Source organism: Tundrisphaera lichenicola (genome assembly GCF_051175385.1).
Taxonomy (GTDB): Bacteria; Planctomycetota; Planctomycetia; order Isosphaerales; family Isosphaeraceae; genus Tundrisphaera; species Tundrisphaera lichenicola.
In genome coordinates, this window is sequence record NZ_CP195106.1 from 5,960,806 (window position 1) to 5,977,685 (window position 16,880).

Annotated in this window: 17 protein-coding genes; 4 read left to right on the plus strand and 13 right to left on the minus strand. The window is 64.6% G+C overall.

Annotated features, from left to right (window positions below):
- Window positions 1–4: 4 nt before the first annotated feature.
- Entirely contained in the window at window positions 5–1,783 is a 1,779-nt protein-coding gene (locus P12x_RS23395; RefSeq protein ID WP_435007358.1) for a hypothetical protein, read from the minus strand.
- Between the two features lie 234 nt (window positions 1,784–2,017).
- Here P12x_RS23395 and P12x_RS23400 point away from each other — a divergent pair, with 234 nt between their 5' ends.
- Window positions 2,018–2,548 (plus strand): FHA domain-containing protein, encoded by a 531-nt coding sequence (locus tag P12x_RS23400; protein WP_435007359.1) that lies wholly within the window; start codon window positions 2,018–2,020, stop codon window positions 2,546–2,548.
- A 146-nt stretch (window positions 2,549–2,694) separates the two neighbouring features.
- Here P12x_RS23400 and csrA read toward each other — a convergent pair whose 3' ends face one another.
- The 6 genes from csrA to P12x_RS23430 all read right to left on the minus strand — a co-directional run bounded on the left by csrA (window position 2,695) and on the right by P12x_RS23430 (window position 8,180).
- A complete protein-coding gene (gene csrA / locus P12x_RS23405; RefSeq protein ID WP_435007360.1) occupies window positions 2,695–2,961 on the minus strand; it encodes a carbon storage regulator CsrA in 267 nt (88 codons plus the stop codon).
- 120 nt (window positions 2,962–3,081) lie between these two features.
- Window positions 3,082–3,561, minus strand: a complete 480-nt coding sequence (fliW, locus tag P12x_RS23410) for a flagellar assembly protein FliW (RefSeq protein ID WP_435007361.1) — start codon at window positions 3,559–3,561, stop codon at window positions 3,082–3,084.
- 356 nt (window positions 3,562–3,917) lie between these two features.
- The gene (locus P12x_RS23415; protein WP_435007363.1) at window positions 3,918–5,219 is read right to left on the minus strand and encodes a PmoA family protein; all 1,302 of its coding nucleotides are present in this window, start codon (window positions 5,217–5,219) and stop codon (window positions 3,918–3,920) included.
- 36 nt (window positions 5,220–5,255) lie between these two features.
- Window positions 5,256–5,543 carry a hypothetical protein gene (locus tag P12x_RS23420; RefSeq protein ID WP_435007364.1) on the minus strand — a complete coding sequence of 96 codons (288 nt, stop codon included), beginning with the start codon at window positions 5,541–5,543 and terminating at the stop codon, window positions 5,256–5,258.
- 71 nt (window positions 5,544–5,614) lie between these two features.
- Window positions 5,615–6,547 (minus strand): DUF1571 domain-containing protein, encoded by a 933-nt coding sequence (locus P12x_RS23425; RefSeq protein ID WP_435007365.1) that lies wholly within the window; start codon window positions 6,545–6,547, stop codon window positions 5,615–5,617.
- Window positions 6,548–7,079: 532 nt separating this feature from the next.
- A complete protein-coding gene (locus P12x_RS23430; protein WP_435007367.1) occupies window positions 7,080–8,180 on the minus strand; it encodes a hypothetical protein in 1,101 nt (366 codons plus the stop codon).
- A gap of 1,063 nt (window positions 8,181–9,243) precedes the next feature.
- Here P12x_RS23430 and P12x_RS23435 point away from each other — a divergent pair.
- Window positions 9,244–10,167, plus strand: a complete 924-nt coding sequence (locus P12x_RS23435; protein WP_435011716.1) for a sialate O-acetylesterase — start codon at window positions 9,244–9,246, stop codon at window positions 10,165–10,167.
- Between the two features lie 229 nt (window positions 10,168–10,396).
- Here P12x_RS23435 and P12x_RS23440 read toward each other — a convergent pair whose 3' ends face one another.
- From P12x_RS23440 to P12x_RS23465, 6 genes are all read right to left on the minus strand, one after another.
- The gene (locus P12x_RS23440) at window positions 10,397–10,864 is read right to left on the minus strand and encodes a YkgB family protein (RefSeq protein ID WP_435007369.1); all 468 of its coding nucleotides are present in this window, start codon (window positions 10,862–10,864) and stop codon (window positions 10,397–10,399) included.
- A gap of 115 nt (window positions 10,865–10,979) precedes the next feature.
- Window positions 10,980–11,657 (minus strand): Crp/Fnr family transcriptional regulator, encoded by a 678-nt coding sequence (locus P12x_RS23445; protein ID WP_435007370.1) that lies wholly within the window; start codon window positions 11,655–11,657, stop codon window positions 10,980–10,982.
- A 95-nt stretch (window positions 11,658–11,752) separates the two neighbouring features.
- Complete coding sequence (locus P12x_RS23450; RefSeq protein ID WP_435007372.1) at window positions 11,753–11,986, minus strand: hypothetical protein; 234 nt, start codon at window positions 11,984–11,986, stop codon at window positions 11,753–11,755.
- 191 nt (window positions 11,987–12,177) lie between these two features.
- Entirely contained in the window at window positions 12,178–12,585 is a 408-nt protein-coding gene (locus tag P12x_RS23455) for a PIN domain-containing protein (protein ID WP_435007374.1), read from the minus strand.
- A gap of 4 nt (window positions 12,586–12,589) precedes the next feature.
- On the minus strand, window positions 12,590–12,868 hold the full coding sequence (locus tag P12x_RS23460) for a hypothetical protein (protein WP_435007375.1): 279 nt from the start codon (window positions 12,866–12,868) through the stop codon (window positions 12,590–12,592).
- Between the two features lie 288 nt (window positions 12,869–13,156).
- Complete coding sequence (locus P12x_RS23465; protein WP_435007376.1) at window positions 13,157–14,449, minus strand: hypothetical protein; 1,293 nt, start codon at window positions 14,447–14,449, stop codon at window positions 13,157–13,159.
- 228 nt (window positions 14,450–14,677) lie between these two features.
- Between P12x_RS23465 and P12x_RS23470 the strand changes: the two genes are divergently transcribed.
- On the plus strand, window positions 14,678–15,205 hold the full coding sequence (locus P12x_RS23470; protein ID WP_435007377.1) for a hypothetical protein: 528 nt from the start codon (window positions 14,678–14,680) through the stop codon (window positions 15,203–15,205).
- Between the two features lie 104 nt (window positions 15,206–15,309).
- Complete coding sequence (gene thiC / locus P12x_RS23475) at window positions 15,310–16,698, plus strand: phosphomethylpyrimidine synthase ThiC (RefSeq protein WP_435007379.1); 1,389 nt, start codon at window positions 15,310–15,312, stop codon at window positions 16,696–16,698.
- The last annotated feature ends 182 nt before the right edge of the window (window positions 16,699–16,880 follow it).

Sequence of the window (16,880 nt, forward strand, 5' to 3'; positions counted from 1 at the left end):
CGGCTCAGGGGGTCTGGAGCTTGAAGTTCAGGCGGAGCCGGACTTCTTCCGGCGAGTCGATCGCCGAGAAGCTCCCACGCCCCAGCGTCTTTAGGGCCCTGGCCAGGAAGTCGATCTCGGACTCGGCCTTGGGCTTGTCGTTCCCCTGCTCCAGCATGTTCTGCATGACCAGCTTCGGGCGGTTGGCCGCGACCAGGCCCGCCAGCTCGGCCCCGTCGGCCTCGATCAGGACAGTTGCCCCAGTCGGTTCGGTGGGATTCTTCAGGGCGGGGATGAGGTTGCGGACCAGCCCGAGGCTCGAACTCAGGATGAAGTGGTCGCCGACCTGGGCGGCCGAGGGGGTGAAGTTGTGCCGGGTGTGGACCGGCTCGGTCGGTTCGACGACCTTGGGCTTGAGGAACTTCGAGGTCGCGACCGCGACCCCATCAATCGTCTCCGAGCCCAGCATCAAGGGCGGTGCCTTGGACTCGGCCGCGCCCAGGTTGATCAGGCCGATGATCGACTGGAACGCGGATTTGAGCCGGATGGCGAAATCCGGGTCGTCGGGCTTCAGGTCGGCGATCAAGGCGAAGGCCGGCAGTTTGTCGGCCGGCATCGGGTCGAAGTCGGAGGTGTCCTGGCTGGCGATCACCAGCCGCCAGTTCGACCCCAGGGCCCCCAGGACGTCGGTCCCGAAGTCACGCCCGCCGAAGAAGGTCCCGGCGACGGTATCCAGCTGTGCAAACCCCTGGACCACCTCGGGCGGGAACAGATCGGATCGGACCTCCCAGAGGCTCGACAGGTCGCGCCAGAGCGAGACGCTGGCGATCGAACCCTTCACGGCAAGCGGGGTCGAAGCCCCCTTCCCTTCCGAGGGCAGATACCGACGGAGGGCCTCCGAGTATCCCTCCGGGGGCGTCGCGACGGTCAGGTCGAGTCCGAGGCGCTGTTCGGTCCAGGTCAGCCCGGCCGAGGTCCACGGGGTCTTCCGGACGGCCTCGACCCAGTCGGAGAAGAGGAGTCCGGCCAGGGGGTTGACCTGATCGGGCACCTTCAGGGCGTTGGAGTCGAGCTTCCGGAGCCGGTCGACGCGGAGGAAGGCCCAGGCGAGGGCGTCGCCGGAGAGGTCGGCCGATCGTCGGGCCTTCCAGAGGGGCTCGCCGGCGAGGGTCGAGCCGGGATCGAGCGGGTCGATCGATCGGTCGATGACGGATTTGAGGGTCTCGGCCGACTCGGCGATGACCAGGGTCCCGTCGACGATCGCCAGAGCCACATTCGGCCCGAGGTTATAGCCGAGGACCCCTCGATGCTCGGCCGACCGGATCGGGTCGGGCTTCCCCTTGGTCGCGGCGTCCTCGCGGGCCAGGGCGATCAGGGTCTCCAGCGACTTCGCCAGGAAGGCGGGATCGCGAGGCGTCGCGACCAGGATCCCGCGAGGGGGAGTACCCGGCTCGATCGCCAGGACCAGGCCATCGCCCAGGATGTTTTCCAGCGCCCGGTCCCAGGTGGTCCCGAGCCGGCCCGAGACGACCTCGAGCGCCGCCCGATGTTCGCGATAGGCGTCGCCGGCCAGGTACCGCTGGTATCCGGGGATCGAGCCGAGGAGGGTCGGGACCGGCTCATTCGTCAATCGCTTGATGAGATCCGAGGGCCTCACGACTTCCACCGAGGCCACCGCATCACCGACGATCCAGTCGGGGCCACGTGGCCGGTCTCCCGCGAGGGCGGGCGTCGAGGCCGCCATCCCGAGGACGAGAGCCCGGACCAAACCCCGGGATCGAGACGTTGCGGTTCGATGACTCATGGTGTTTCCTCGGGTCGCATCCACCCTGGCCTCGGACATTCCGGATTCAAGAGCGGCTACCCGTCGGATGCCGGGTAAGTTTCACTCGGCCCCACGATCCGATTCGGCGGACTTTGCGGGACATCTGCATGCAATCAATAGACTTGCTCGATCGGAACCAACGGATATAATCGAAATTGCAACTTGCATTTAGCCGCAAGTCTTCGCAGGACGCCGTTTTCTTGGGGGCAACCGATGAAAGCGGAGCTGATTCCGTTCGACGGTGGTCCGCCGATCCCGATCACTCGAGATGTGACCCTGATCGGCCGTCGGGATTTCTGCGACATCCAGATCGACGACCCGAGCCTTTCGAAGCGCCATTGCGTGCTGGTGAAGACCGATGGGCTGCTGGTCGTCCGCGACCTGGCGACGACCAACGGGACCAAGGTCAAGGGGCAGAAGGTCCGCTGGGCGGCGCTCCTTCCGGAGGACCGACTGACCCTGGGGGGCGTGAAGTTCCGGGTGTATCTGGGCCCCGACCATCTCCCCTCCCCCTCGGAGATGCCCGATCAGGGCCGGCGGGGGCCGAAGCTGCCGCCGGTCGAATTCGCGTCGCCGACCCCGATCCCGGGCATGGGCCGCCCGGAGGTGGAACCCGGCGCCCGGCCGAATCTGGACGTGGTGATGCCCCCGATGAACCTCGATGAAGGGGGCTGGCGCGAGGCCCTGAATTCCGGGATCGAGCTGATCGAAGAGGACGACGAGGAGATCATCGAGCTGGATTGAAGCGAGATCCGGGTCGAGGTCGGGACGAAGCAAGCCGGGCGGTCGTCCTCCGGTTTGATCCGGGGGACGACCGCCCGGCATGGGGCTTCGTCGAGGGGTCGGGGGGCGTCAGGGGTCGAGACCCCTTTCCGCTCCAGCGGTCGAATTCAGGCTCCTTCGCTCCGAGGGCGACGGATGTCGCGCCGGAGAGGCGGGGCCAGATTTTCCAGTTGGCGGGCTTCCTGGGGTTCCAGTCGGCTCGCCTGCCGATTCTCTCGCTGGATGGCCTCGTACACTTCCTGGCGGTGTACGGAGATCTCGATGGGGGCCGCGATCCCCAATCGGACCTTGTCGCCCCGGATATCCACCACGGTGATGACGATGTCATCGCCGATGATGATGCTTTCGTCGCGGTGTCGGGACAAGACCAACATCTTCGGGCTCCTTCCTCCTGCCAACGAGACCCGTGACCATCCGTGGTCACTTTGCCCGGGCGCTCGGTTACCTCGACGGGGCTCGGGAAGAAACGTCGACGGTGTGGACCGCCGACCCGGTCACGCCGTCGCGCGGAGCGCCGACGGTCCGGGTAGCAGGGTGGGGGCAGTGGCCTGACCATGACCGGACAGGGGGTACCGGACGGCGTAGCGACTGGAGGTCAACACCAACTGACGGCCGAGCCGACGAGCCGGATTGAACACCAGAGGCCCCTGGAGGTTGACCGTCAGGCCGCCCCCATCGCCCCGATTGAGGATCACGTAGGTGAGCGCCGAACGCTCTTCTTCCAGCTCCAGCGCCGCCCGGTCTCCCGGGCGGAGCTCGATCCGATAGTCGCCGATCGCCAGGGGGGGGGCGATCAGCCCGAAGGCCAGCTCCGGTGCGGTGGCGGATTGCAACCACAACAGGCCGGCGGCGACCGGATCGGGGAGCAGGATGAATTGCGTGAAGGCACGGAACCCCACCAGTCCGTCCGGAATCCGGAACAGATCCGACTCCGGGACCTGGATCAGGCCAAAGCGGGTCGTGACAATGTTCACTTCCTGTTTCCCTCCTAAACGTCGGCTCGGCCAATAGGGCCGGTCGGTCCGCAGACCTTCCGGCTCATCGCCCGCTCCGCTCCGATCCCTCGGGTCTCTGACCCTCGGGTCGACTCCATCCCTAATCGGGCGGCGCGACCGGACGAGGCCACGACGCTTCCCCACGGAACCGGACCGACCGCTCCACTCCGCGGCTCGCGAAGCTTCGAGGTCGGTCGGACCGAGCGTTATATCGTCGGTGGTCCCGATCCAAGCCCACATCCCGACGGCGGAAATTGCGGTCCGACGGCCTGTTAGAGTGCGTGCGCCGGTCAGTCCGGTCGTAACGTCCGGAGGGCCTGCCTTTGGGACCGATTTCAGCGTCCGATCGGCTCGATCTCGACCGATGGCGGCTCGGCGAAATCCCGGGCGATCTTCTCGTCCAGGACCGGGTCCGGATGCCCGTCGTGGATCAGGACCCGGTAGCGGAAGACGGTCGGAGTATCCTTGCCGATTGTCAGGGCCTTGTCATGGGCCGGCACGAAGCAGAAGAACGGGAGCGAGGTCGGGTGAATCCTTGCGACGGTCGGATAATGCGGATTCTCCGGGTGGTCCGCGATCATCGCCCCGGCGTAATCGGCCGAGCCTTCGGCGACCGGGCCGGTCAGGTCGACCCATCGGGCGGGCTTCTGGTCCGCGTCCCGTCGGTGCTGCCCCTCGCTGTTCAGGACGTCCAGGGTCCCCTTCACGAACGGCTCGGGGCCTCGATAGGCCATCCCCCCGTATCGGTAGGGGAGGAGTTCCAGGGGCCGATCGACCGCCTGCTGGGTCGAGGTCAGGTCGAAGAGCCAGTAGGGCGAGCCGGGGATCTCGATCGCCTCGACATCCCAGCGCTCGCGGAGGACGACCCGACTCTCGCCGGTCGCCTTGACCTTCGCCTCCCATCGGTGTCGGGCCGAGAAGCTGGCCGTCACCGGTCCGGCCACCGACTTATCCAGGCCGTCCGCGTAAATTTTGCCGGACCCATGGTGGATGTTCCAGAAGTCGGGGGCGAGGTCGCCGGAATTCGTCCGCTCGTACGCCAGGAAGAACCCCCGGTGATGCGGGTGGAAGGGGGAGAAGTCGCCCGTGATCAGTTTTCCCGAAGGGGAATAGGCCGGATGGATGTACGCATCCCGGTTCTGGATCTCCTTGTAATTCGGGCTGGAGACCGGGCCCGAGTTATACCGGAAGACCGGACGACCGCCGATCATGAGGTCGAGCCCCCCCGCCACCTCCCCGCCCATCGACCACCGGAGCGGCGTCTCGGAGGGGCCGTCCGGGCCGAGGGGCCGGGATCCCAGGAGCCGGAACCTTGCCTCCTCCCCTTTCTTGAGCGGGGTGGGCAGGACGAACGTCACCCGGGCCGGCTTCCCCACTCCGGGCCGATCCACCTGGGCGATCGACTGGCTGACCTGGTTACCGGACCGGCGACCCAGGCCCACCGCCACCGGGCCGGAGTCGAGCGCCCGGCGGACTTCCGGGCCGAGCCGATCCTCCGCGACTTCGAAGCGGATCGGGGTCCGATCGCGATCGTGTTCCCCGGCCTTGACCCTGAAGTCGATCGACTGCCCCTCGGCCTCGAGGAGGCCGTTGATCGGGGCCAGCAGCGCGAGCGCGAGGAGTCCGTGACGAATCATGGGTGCGGGTCCGGGGTGCGAATCGGGGCCGGTCGATCAGGATCGGTAATTCTCTTCGAGGCCCCAGAGACGCTGGAGCTGGCGGTCGCGCTTGCCTTGTTCGTATCGGTAAATCCCGATTTCCTCGACCGTCTCGCTGGGCAGCGGGACGTAGGCCTCTCGACGCTGTTCGGAGTCGCGGAACACCGCCCCCAGGTGGTCGGGGCAGGCATGTCCGTAGGTCTTCAGCTCGGTGAAGGCCCCGTCGCTCCACGGCGCGGCGATCTTGTACGTAGCGGGCTCATTGCAGCCGGGCACGTTGCAACGGACAACCGTCGCGTTCATTGACTGGGGCTCCCGTCGACGATCGGTCCCTGGCACTTCCCAGGATGCCAGACCCGGGCTCGCTCGGCCAGTCAGAATCTCATGAAGGCGTAGTCGGGATTCTTGGGATCGAAGTCCGAGTAGGTCAGCGTTGCGTCCAGCCGGAGGTCGTCGTAGGTGTACCGTTCGGCCAGTTCGAGCTCTCCCGACCCTCCGGAGGCCGGCCAGTCGTAGCTGGAGATCTGGATCGGGATCCGGGTCTCGGGGTCGTAGAGGACAACGACCTTCGCAAAGGGCCGAGATCCGTCGGCCCGATGATGGATGTGGGTCGAGCGGAGCCGTGGCCGTCCGTCCGGGCCGGTCGTCCGGTCGACGATCGTCTCGGCGTCGGGATCTCCGATGTCCATCTTCCGGTATTGGAGGAGCTTGCGCGAGAGGTTGACCAGCCCGGCCTCGGTGACCGGATGCCGGGTATCCGCCAGGGCGACGGCCGAGTCGGGCTCGACGGCCAGGCGGGGGATCAGCCGACGGGTCCAGTCGCCGTTGTGGGCGATCACCTTGTTGTCGTGGTGCCCCTCGGCATAGACCACTTCCTTGCCCGCCTTGGGCGCGAGGAATTTCAGATAGATCGCGAACGGATTGTTGCGGACCTTCATCGCCATCGTCTGTTCCGGCCCGAGCTTGCCCGCGATCCGCTCCTGCTTCCGGAACGTGGCGGTATAGTCGACCACCTGCTCGATCCGGCGGGCCGCCCGGAGCCCCTCTTCCAGGAGGAAACGCTTGGCCTCGTCCCCCGTCAGCGGAACCTCGGGCCACTCTCGCTCGACCTCCGCAACCGGCTCGATCGCCACGGTCGTATCGATCTGCCGGGGCGGCGGGCTCACCGGATGATCGACCAGCGGTTCGGTGAACCACCAGCTCGCGGCCATCGGGACCGCGGGAATCAGGGCCAGCCCAACCCAGATTTTTCGACGACGTCGACGGGACCCGGCCGACGAGTCGGCCGTCGCGAACGGGAAGGTCATGCGATGATACTCCGCGGTGATCGAGTGCGGCGGGGGCGGGGGGTGGGCCGATCCGGTCCCGTTGGGATCGCACCACCATGTCTTCGATATTGTCGGCGAAACCTCGCCCGATATCCATCAGAAATCGAAGAAATGTCAGTTTGCGACTTCGTTCGGGCCCGATCGCGAAACCTGGGAGAATAATAGGGATGATCGACTCCGCTCATGAGTCGAGAAAACCAGCTCCGCGATCCGGCCGCCAATCTCCCGGAATCCCCGAGCAACCCATGCCGCCGCTCGCGGTTGGCTTCGTTTCGCGACTGCGTTGGCTTCATTTTCTCCCCGATGCCCCGGACCGACCTCGATCGCGGAAAAGGCCCGAGGATGATGCAATGCAAACGGCAGGCCACCTCCAGATCGACAACAAAACCGAACGAAACAACCCAAACCGCTCGACCATGCCAATCCAGGAATCGCGCGAGGCGTGAGGGGGCCAGCCCGGGAGAGGATCCGGGTCGAAAACCGACTCCTCGAGTCCTGATAGGCCCGATCCTCAAGCGCGGAGCCGTTCGAGCTTCCGACGTCGGGCTTCGCGACGCCCCTCGGCCCGACGCAGCCGCTTCTCGGCCCGGGACGTGAGGATCTTCGGAACGTCCAGCGCTTCCCCGGGGCCCGGCACTTCTTCGGGAGACAGGTCGAACGGCGGGCAGGCCGTCGGCCCCTGCCAGTGCTGGCGAGCCAGCGGGACCTGGACCGGCGACCTCCCCACCATCCGTTCCGCGGCCAGGGTCTCCGCCTCCTCCTCGATCCGGGCGACCCACTGGGGTTTCAGATCCGGATGCGGTCCTCGATGGGGCGACTCATACTTGATCTGCGCCAGGCACCAGCGGAGCCGCCGATGCAAGGCCGACTCGTACCGACGGAGCCGCCGCAACTCGGGATCCTCGTCATGGCTCAGGTCCGAGCAGGCCAGTGCCCGGTTGACCTCGTCGAGGTCGCTCACCAGATCCCGACGTTCCTTCAAGGCGGCGATCTCGCGACGGGCCACCCCCGCCGGGCCTTCGGCGGGCTCGACCAATTTCCCTTCCAGATCCAGCGAGGCCCCCGGCCGGTGCCCCTCGCGAAACTCGATCGGCGTGCCCAGCAGGTCGAACGCCAGTCGGGTCTGCTCGGGGGTCCAACACCCCTTCAGGTCCGCCGAGTAGGCCAGCATGGCCCAACGAGCCATCAGCCATTCGCACCCCTGAGGGGTCCGGCGCAACGCCTCGACGACCTCCTCGGGACGCTTGCCGATCATCCCCCCGAGGGTCGCGGCCTCCCGCTTCCGATCATCGTCCCAGGTCAGTTCCGACCGGAGCGAGAACTTGTCCCGGACCCGCCGCTCCATCCGCTCGCAACGTTCGATCCGAAGGCTGAGGATGGTGACCTCGTTGACCAGCCAGCTCTGAAACTCATTCTGAGGCTTGAGCGTGCGATAATACGCCGAAGCCCGCTCCTGGATCGCCTCGATGCTCTCGGGCACTACGACAGCCGAACAGAGCCCATGCTTCAGGGCATTGGCCCTGGACCGCGCCTTCCCCGCTTCGGTCTTAGGTCCGGTCGAAAGTGCGGCATTCCGGCGATTCGCGGCCAGTCGAGCTTCGGAGACGATCATGGAGACAACCTCGCGGGGAAGATGGTACAGAGCCCGGGGGAATCTCCCCGAACTTTCACGCCCGCGACCGACTGGTTAGCACACTTCCCGGTCTGGATTCCGGGAATTCGAGCCGATCACTGAGGTGTCATGCTCGACCGGACATCGGGTGATCTGCCGCCCATGGTGTGCCCTCGCAACGTCCCTCGTTCAACTGCCAACGCTCGCCGGGATGTCCTCCATTTGGCCCGCGGATTTACCGCCAGCTTCATGAGATTCGCACCTGTCTCCGTTTGGTCCATTCTTGGCTCTCCAAGTCGTCGGCGATGGCGTCGGGCTTTTGCCCGAGGCCAACTCTCTAAAAATTACCTTCCTCTGGGTTACGAGGATGGCTCGCCCCATCCGAAACCTCTGTGCCGACGTTCGAGGGAAAACAAGTCCTACTCTCTACCAGGCCACCAGAAGTCCGCCAATCGAACTCGGTGGCGAGCTTTCATCGGGAAAGCCTGATGGCGCATGAGACCGATCGCCAGACCTGCAAGTCTCAAACTCGCCAAATTCACACAGCTATTTTATTGACAAATCAAAAAACGTAAATCATCATGATTCTTTCGATATTCGGCCTTCTACGTCTGCGAGACGATCGCGACCAGGACGACTCCGCTCCGTGATGACCTGCGGGGATGGGGTCAGGGTTTGCTGCGCCTCCGACGGATTCGGGTCAAGACGGCCCCATCATGAGCACGCTCATGGTAGGGGCTTTTTTCGTTTTCGAAGAGGTGAGGCCATGCGCCATCATCTCATGATTCGAGATTGCCGACAATCCTTGATCATCGCATCGATCATGTGGTTGTTCCCGCCTCCCATCATGATAGGGATATTGACCGAGAAGCCGGTTCGAGCCGAATCGGGGCCCAATCGGGCCTCCCCCTCGCTTTCGGTAGGACGGATCAACATGGTGAGCGAGCCGATGCTCCGGCAGGTCGTCCAGCGTCGCGACGACGGTCGTGGCAACATCGTCTTCATGGGCACATTCGATGGACCTATTGACGGCTTTCAGGCTCGTTCATTCCTGCGTGAAGGGATGTCGGGACACCCTCAGGGCTGGTCTCGGTTGGTGAGTGTATCGTTCATTGGCCGGCGATTCATCGGCGTCTACCGTCAGTTCGCAGGCGGCCTATATGACCTCCAGATTCGGCCGACCTATCGAGGGAGGGTCGGACAACCCCGGACGATTTTCGCCGTAGGTGTGGGAGAGGTCTTCATCACGGCTGGGCAATCCAACGCGACCAACTCGGGCGATCCGACGGGTTTCCTTCCCGACCTCCGCGTCTCGGCGTTCGATTCAGGTTCCGGTAACGGACTTGGTCCGGGGTTTCCGCTCGCGAGATGGCGATGGGGATACGACCCACAACCGGTCTTTGATCGGAGCAACGGGGGGAGCGTCTGGCCCAAGATGGCGAGCAATCTCGCCGCCGCAACCGGTTTACCCATCGGGATTTACTCGATCGGCCAAGGAAGTACGGCCATCGCCGAGTGGCAGCCAGGCCATCCCCTCTACGATCGATTGACGACCGCGCTCATTTACTTCAAATACCGTGGTGGCGTCCGGGCAGTGCTTTGGGATCAGGGCGAAACCGATACCGGACTGCATACTAACCCGGCGGTCTATGAAGCCCAACTCCGCCGACTAATCGCACAGTCGAGAATGGTCGCCGGAGTTCCAGTGAAGTGGATGGTAGCCCAGGCAGCTGGCTTCTCCGAGAGCAACGCGTCGCTCCGGATGGCCTTGCGGCAGGCTCAGGCTAATGTCGTCGATGGTGAGTTGACTTTCGGAGGGCCGAACACTGACCTGCTGGGATTCCCGTATCGCAAGGCGAGCCCGTTGAATCCGGCGATTTTCCCACATTTTAACTCGCAAGGAGTCCTGCTACTCGGCAGTCTTTGGGGGATTTCGATCTTCAATACCCCTGGCTTTCTCGACCAAGGGGCTCTACCAGTGAGATAAGTAAAGTTCCGTAGGGTGGGCGACGCCCATCGACCCTATTGGACGCCTACGAACCCGATGGGCGGTGCCCACCCCTGCTTCTACGCTTCGGGGTCAATTACCCTCCAAAACCCTCGCCGAAGCCCGGTAGGGTTGGCATCGCCCACCGACTCATATGAGCGACATCGAGGCCGGCGGGCGGTGCCCGCCCTACTACTAATCCCATCAGAGTGGTTGGATGATGACCTCGCTACGCTGCAGCTTCACCCCTCGGTCGGGAAGCCTCGAGTGCCTCGCCCGCGGTGAACAGGGCCACTCCCAGGAGCACGACGTCTTTCAGCAGGAATTGCCCGGGCATCGCCGAGAGTGCCGGGAAGCCGCCCAGGCTCGGCTCCCAACCCGGGGTCGTCACCATGAAACTGAGCGTCGTCAGGAACATCCCCGCGGCGAGGCCGCTACCGACGGCCGAGCCGATCGGCCAGGCGGGCCGGAGGGCGATCAGCGTCCCGATGGCGATCTCGATGACTCCGAGCAGGGACGAAAACCCACCGACGCTCATCACCTTGTAGACCCACCTCATGGGGGGGCTGTTCGCCACCAACGGCCGGATGCCCTCGGCCTCGTACGCCGTGAACTTCATCCCGCCGATCCAGAGCAGTACGATCACCAGTCCATAGCGCGAGACATGCAGCCCGATCGATTTCAAAAGCCCGCTCATCGATTAGTACCCCGGGTCCGAGAATTCGTGCGACTCCGACGCCGGGAGGAAATCCTAAACTCTCAAGGACGTTGAAGCTGTCATCCCAATGACAATCCGGCAACTCACGCGGACTTCAAGTGGTGGCGATCCGGTCGAGGCCCGCCAGGTCGTCCACGCAGAAATAGCAGCGGGTGTATTCGAGAAGCCCCTCGCGCTTCATCCGGACGAGTTCGGCGCTGATGACCGGCCTGGCCGCGCCGACGAGTTCGGAGAGATCCTGGTGGCTTAGTCGAACGTCGATGGCGTGGCCATGCGTGCATCGCCGACCCTCGAAACAGATCAGGTCCCGGAGCGTAGCGGCCACGCGTGCCCGGATCGGCGAGGTGAACTGCCAGAGCAGCCGGCGCTCGAGGAATTGCGCCCGACTGGTCGTGGATTCCAGGAGGAGGGAAGCGAGATTGCCGTCGGCGCGGGAAGCCGACTCCAGCTCCCCCCGATCCAGCTCGATGATCTCGGCGGGGCCGTGGGCGATGGCCTGCTCCTGCTGCGTCGAGAGGAATCCGCGAAACGCCCCCTGGCCGAAGGGCCGCTCGCCGAACAGGCCTCCCCTGCCGACGATCAGCCGGATCGAGGAACTGCCATCGATCCGGGGATCGAGGATCTTGACGTAGCCCTCGGCGGTCACCCAGCAACGACCTCCCGGGACCGAGGAATAGATCAAGGTGCCGGAAGTCACCGATCGTCGACGGGCCGACCTCACCGCCGAGCAGGCCTTCAAGAATCGTTCGGACCACTCGGCCGTCAGGATCATCCTTCGCCTCGCGGACCGCCCGGCCGTCGGCCGAGATTATGGTGCTCTGCCGCCCCTCGACCCTGGCGGACCGGTGGAATCTGCATCCGACTCATTCAGGTTGCGATCGAATCATTGTTTTCTATAGCTTTGATACATTCACCGATTCCTTCTGCTAATTTTCTGGCGGATTCCAGATCGATCACGACGTCGAAGTCTCCGTTTGCTTGAATTGACATGCCGAGTACCACCCAATTTCCGCAACGCCTGACCATTGCGAGTGCCAGGCTACCCGATTCAGGATCGCGAAATTCGATCGTTGAAATATCTACGATTTTCATCGGCATCATCTCGGACAGTTCCGGAGGGTGGGCACCGTCCACCAGCCCAGTTCCGTAGTATGGGTACTTCCCACCAACCCAGTTAGTCGCCTGCGATCCCGGTGGGAGGTGCCCACCCTATTTGTACTGGAAGCCGGTAGATTCGCCCGTCAGCCCGAAGCCCGACCGCAACCCCTGCCACCCGCCGGGGGCCACACGCTTCAGAACCGCCAGTTCATCAGGACCAGCGGATGACCGATTAATGAGAGTCGCTGATAATGGGACGTGTTGCCCGTCACCAGTTCGAACCCGCGAGAAAGGGCAATTGCGGCGATCATGGGATCGCATCGACCGATGGGTAGGCCAGCTCGATCAAGTTTTCCGGCGATCTGCCCGGCAAGGGCTGCGGCGAGCGGGTCGAACGAGATCACTTCTTCGGCAAGTAGCGAGTTCTGAAAGACTTCGATGCGGGCGGAACTGCCAACCCGCTGGTATCCCTGGATCACTTCCATGATCGAGATAACCGAGATCGTCAGGAAGCCATGTTTCTTGCGATATGCCACCGCATTCCGGACAACGATGGGATCGATGCCTTTCCCTATCTCGGAAAGCATGTCCGTATCGAGCAAGGCCTTATTCAACAGGCTTCAGCCGCCAGGGCCGCTCCTCGCGAACTTGCATGGCGTGTTCGACCGCCCGGTCGAGCATAACGGCATCCTCGCGGAGGGCACCGATGAAACCGAGGCCGGAATCCCCCGAATCATCCTTCGCCTCGGGCTTCGCCTGATGGTCTAACTGGCCGAGAATCAGGCGAGTCGCCTCGATGATCGCCGCGTCGACGGATTCGAATCGACCGCGCTTGACGGCCTCTTGAAGAGATCTTTCCAGGTCAACCGGCAGTTGAATGGTCATGAGGCGATTCTCCTTATAGCCTCCAGGGTAGCAGAGGCGATAAAGAAGGCCAAGCACGGGTAACGGGCACCAACTCATGAGATCTTGCCGGGAGGAATCCCCTGGCGAGACGTGGGCAAGGATGGACGCCGATTGTAGCTCACGCTGCGCGAGTTCCGAAGCGTGGGCACTTCCCACCAACCCAGTTAGACGCCTGCGATCCCGGTGGGCGGTGCCCACCTACTTCTAATGAGACTCGACGATCGTGGGGCGAGGGCTTCCGACCGGAAGCCGTTAATGAAGCTCGGGTCACGTGTCGACGTAGCGTCGGGTGGCGAACGAGAGCTGGGTGGAGATGGCCGACGCGAAGTTGGGGACATATCCGAGGGGGACCAGCTCGTCGATGGTCGGGACCGTCCTCTGCACCGGGCGCGTCCCGTAGCGGTCGACCTTGGCGATCAGGTCGCGCCAATTTTTGGCCGTGCTCCCGGGATTCTTGCCGCTCGCCGTTCGGGCCGCGGCCATCACGATCTCGTTGAATTGCTTCCGTTCTTCATTGAGCGATTCGACCACCGCGACGTCCCCGGCGAGCTGGGACTGCGCGAAGACGGCCCCCCGTCGGGCCTCGGCCAGGGCCTGGCCGTAGGAGAAGGTCTCCGTCACGTAAGAATCCCGGGCCTCGACCAGATCCTTCGATCCCTTGACCCCGGCCGCCGCCCCCTGCACGAGCAGCCGAGTTCGCGAGATCACCGGCATTCCGTTCATGTCGTAACCGATCGAGTCGCCCGGGAGGATCGCGATGTTCGGCGTCGGTGGCGCGTAGAACCGTTTGACGTTGTACCGTTCTCCCTCGACGAACAGGACGCCGGGCGAGCCGGGCCCGCCGACGGGCCGGACCTCGTACTTGAGGATGTCCTTCATCAAGGCCACGAAGACTTCGAGATATTCCTCGGGGTCTCGGCCACGGAGCGTCTCGTTCGCCACGCGTCGGACGGCGGGCGACTTGCCGTAGATCGCCAGGAGGGCCAGGGTCTTGGAGGCGACCGGCGAGGAGATCTGGCCGAACAACTGGATGGCGATCTCCTGGTCTCGCGGGCCGCCCACGCCGAATTCCCGATAGACGGCCGAAACCGCCGCCTCGTCGGTGACCGCGCCGAGGGCTTCCCGGGCCTCGGCCTGCTTCTTGCCCCCGTGGATCTCCGCGTGCCACTTCTTCAGCTCGGCGAGCCAGCTCTTCTCCGCCTTCTTGAACGCCTCGGCCTCGGCGATCTGGCGGGGCGTCATCCATCGGCCATCGTGCTTCTTGAAGCCCAGCTTAAGCCAGGCCGATTCGCGGGTCGGGGCGAGCTCGATCACCCGGCCGAGGTGGATGATCGACTCGGTCTTGAGGCCCATCTTCTCGCACCAGAGGGCCAGCTTCCACTGGGCCGCGGCGGTCGCGGGGGTCTTCTGGCGGAGCTTCTCGTACTCGGCCAGGGCTCGGGCCTCGCCGGGATTCGGCGCCGCCTCGGGGGCCTGAGCCTGGGCCTGCGGTTCGGACGTCGGCGGGGTCGGGTCCTGAACGGTCAGGAGGGCCAGGATCAAGCTGAAGGGACCGAACATCGGAACGCACCCCCCGGTCGTCGGAAGCGTCCAGGCGTAGGAAGATCGACGCGAATTGATGGAATTATCGGACCGATGACGCGGGAGTGCAACCGCTCGCGATCGGTTCGTGAATGCAGCTCACCCCTCCGAAGATCCTGCTTCACGCCCGACCCGTCCCCGATTGTTCGAGCCACCCCGACCTGCGAAGATCCACCGGCCATCCCCCCATCGTCGCTGGAAGCCGCCATGATCCGTGTAGAAACTCACCTCATCTGCGTGCGTTGCAGGCACGAACTCGAAAACCGCGCGTTCAATGGGTTTTGCAGCATGCTCGGCCCCAACCTCGTCCTCTGCCCGCAATGCCACGAGAGCACGCCGACCGATCGATCCGAATGGGCCGATATGAATTGGGTGGGGAAACTCTGGTATGTCTTCGCTTCCCTGGTTTACACGATCGTGATGGTATTTTATGGGATGACCAGCGGCTGGTGCGTGATGTACTTCTGGTTCGACGCCTTCGGCAAGACGCTGGGGGATTCGATGGCCACGGCCATACCTGGCGCCATCCTCTGGGGCGGCCTCACGATCGCGGTCCAGTTCCTCCGGGTCAGGAACTCGCTCGGGCGCGAGCCCGGGAAGCCTGTCGCCCTGCCGTTCTGGAACCTCGCCCTGGGCCTTCAGATGAAGATGTTGGCGGGACTCTTCTCGATTCCGATCGCGGCGGCGATCCTGAGCTTCCCCGTCAAGTGGGTCGTGGTCGGCTGGGGCCGTTAGGAAGCGGGCGGGGCCGATCCTGGCCGAATTGACCGGACCGGGTCCCGGCGACTAGGATGAATACCTTGGCCCGTCAGGGGACGGGGCCGCTGGTGGCTTGATCGTTGCCAGGTGTCGGGACAGTCCGGGTTCGCCCGTCGGAGGTCGTTCGCGCCATGACCCAGATCGAAGAGGCTCGCCGAGGGCATATCACGCCCGAGATGGATTTCGTGGCCACTCGCGAGAAGCTCGAACCCGAGACGGTCCGCGACGAGGTCGCCCGGGGTCGGATGGTCATCCCGGCCAATCGAGAGCACCTGAAGCAGGGCCTGGAGCCGATGGCGATCGGCATCAAGGCCATCTGCAAGATCAACGCGAACATCGGCAACTCGGCCGTCACCTCCGACGTCGACAACGAGCTGGCCAAGCTCCGGATGGCCGTCGAGCTGGGCTCCGACACCGTGATGGACCTCTCCACCGGCGGGAACATCGACGCAATCCGCCGGGCGATCATCGCCGCCAGCCCCGTGCCGGTGGGCACCGTGCCGATGTACCAGGCGATCCAGCAGGTCAAGAAGGTCGAGGACCTCACCGAGCAGGGCCTGCTGGACATCGTCGAGCACCAGGCCAAGCAAGGTGTCGACTACATGACCTTGCACGCCGGAATCCTCCGGGATTACATCCCGCTGACCGCCAACCGGATCACCGGGATCGTCTCGCGTGGCGGCTCGCTGATCGCCCAGTGGATGTTCGCCCACAAGAAAGAGAACCCGATCTACACCCGGTTCGACGACTTCTGCGACATCATGCGCGAGTATGACGTGACCTGGAGCCTGGGGGACAGCCTCCGCCCCGGCTCGATCGCCGACGCCTCCGACGCCGCGCAGTTCGCCGAGTTGAAGACCCTGGGCGAGCTGACCCGCCGGGCCAAGGCTCGCGGATGCCAGGTCATGGTGGAAGGGCCCGGGCACGTCCCGATGGACCAGATCGCCATGAATATGGAGAAGCAGGCGATCGAGTGCGACGAGGCCCCCTTCTACGTCCTCGGGCCGCTGGTGACCGACATCGCGCCGGGGTATGACCACATCACCTCGGCCATCGGCGCGGCGCTGGCCGGTTGGCATGGGGCGAGCATGCTCTGCTACGTCACGCCCAAGGAGCACCTGGGCCTGCCCGAGGTCGAGGACGTCCGGCAAGGGGTGATCGCCTACAAGATCGCCGCCCACGCCGCCGACCTGGCCCGCCATCGTCCCGGCGCCCGAGATCGAGACGACGCCATCAGCCGGGCCCGCTACAAGTTCGACTGGGAGGCGCAGTTCAACCTCTCGCTCGACCCCGAGACCGCCCGCCGGATGCACGACGAGACCCTGCCGCAGGACGCCTTCAAGACCGCCGCGTTCTGCTCGATGTGCGGCCCCAAGTTCTGCTCAATGAGGATCACCGAGGATCTCCGGAAGCAGGCCCTCGAAGCCGCCAACCTGATCCAGGTCGAGCTGGAAACGGCCGCCGGCTGAGCCTCGATCGCCCCGACACCGAACAGGACCGCCCGGCCGGAGCCGATCCGTCCGGGCGGTTTCGTTGGATCAACCCAAAAGGTCCGCCGGGGTGCGTTTCACCCGGGCGGACCGATCGGTTTGGATCTTGTTTCGAGTGCGGAAAACGGGGGCTCCCACGGGCGCATCATCGTTAATGCATG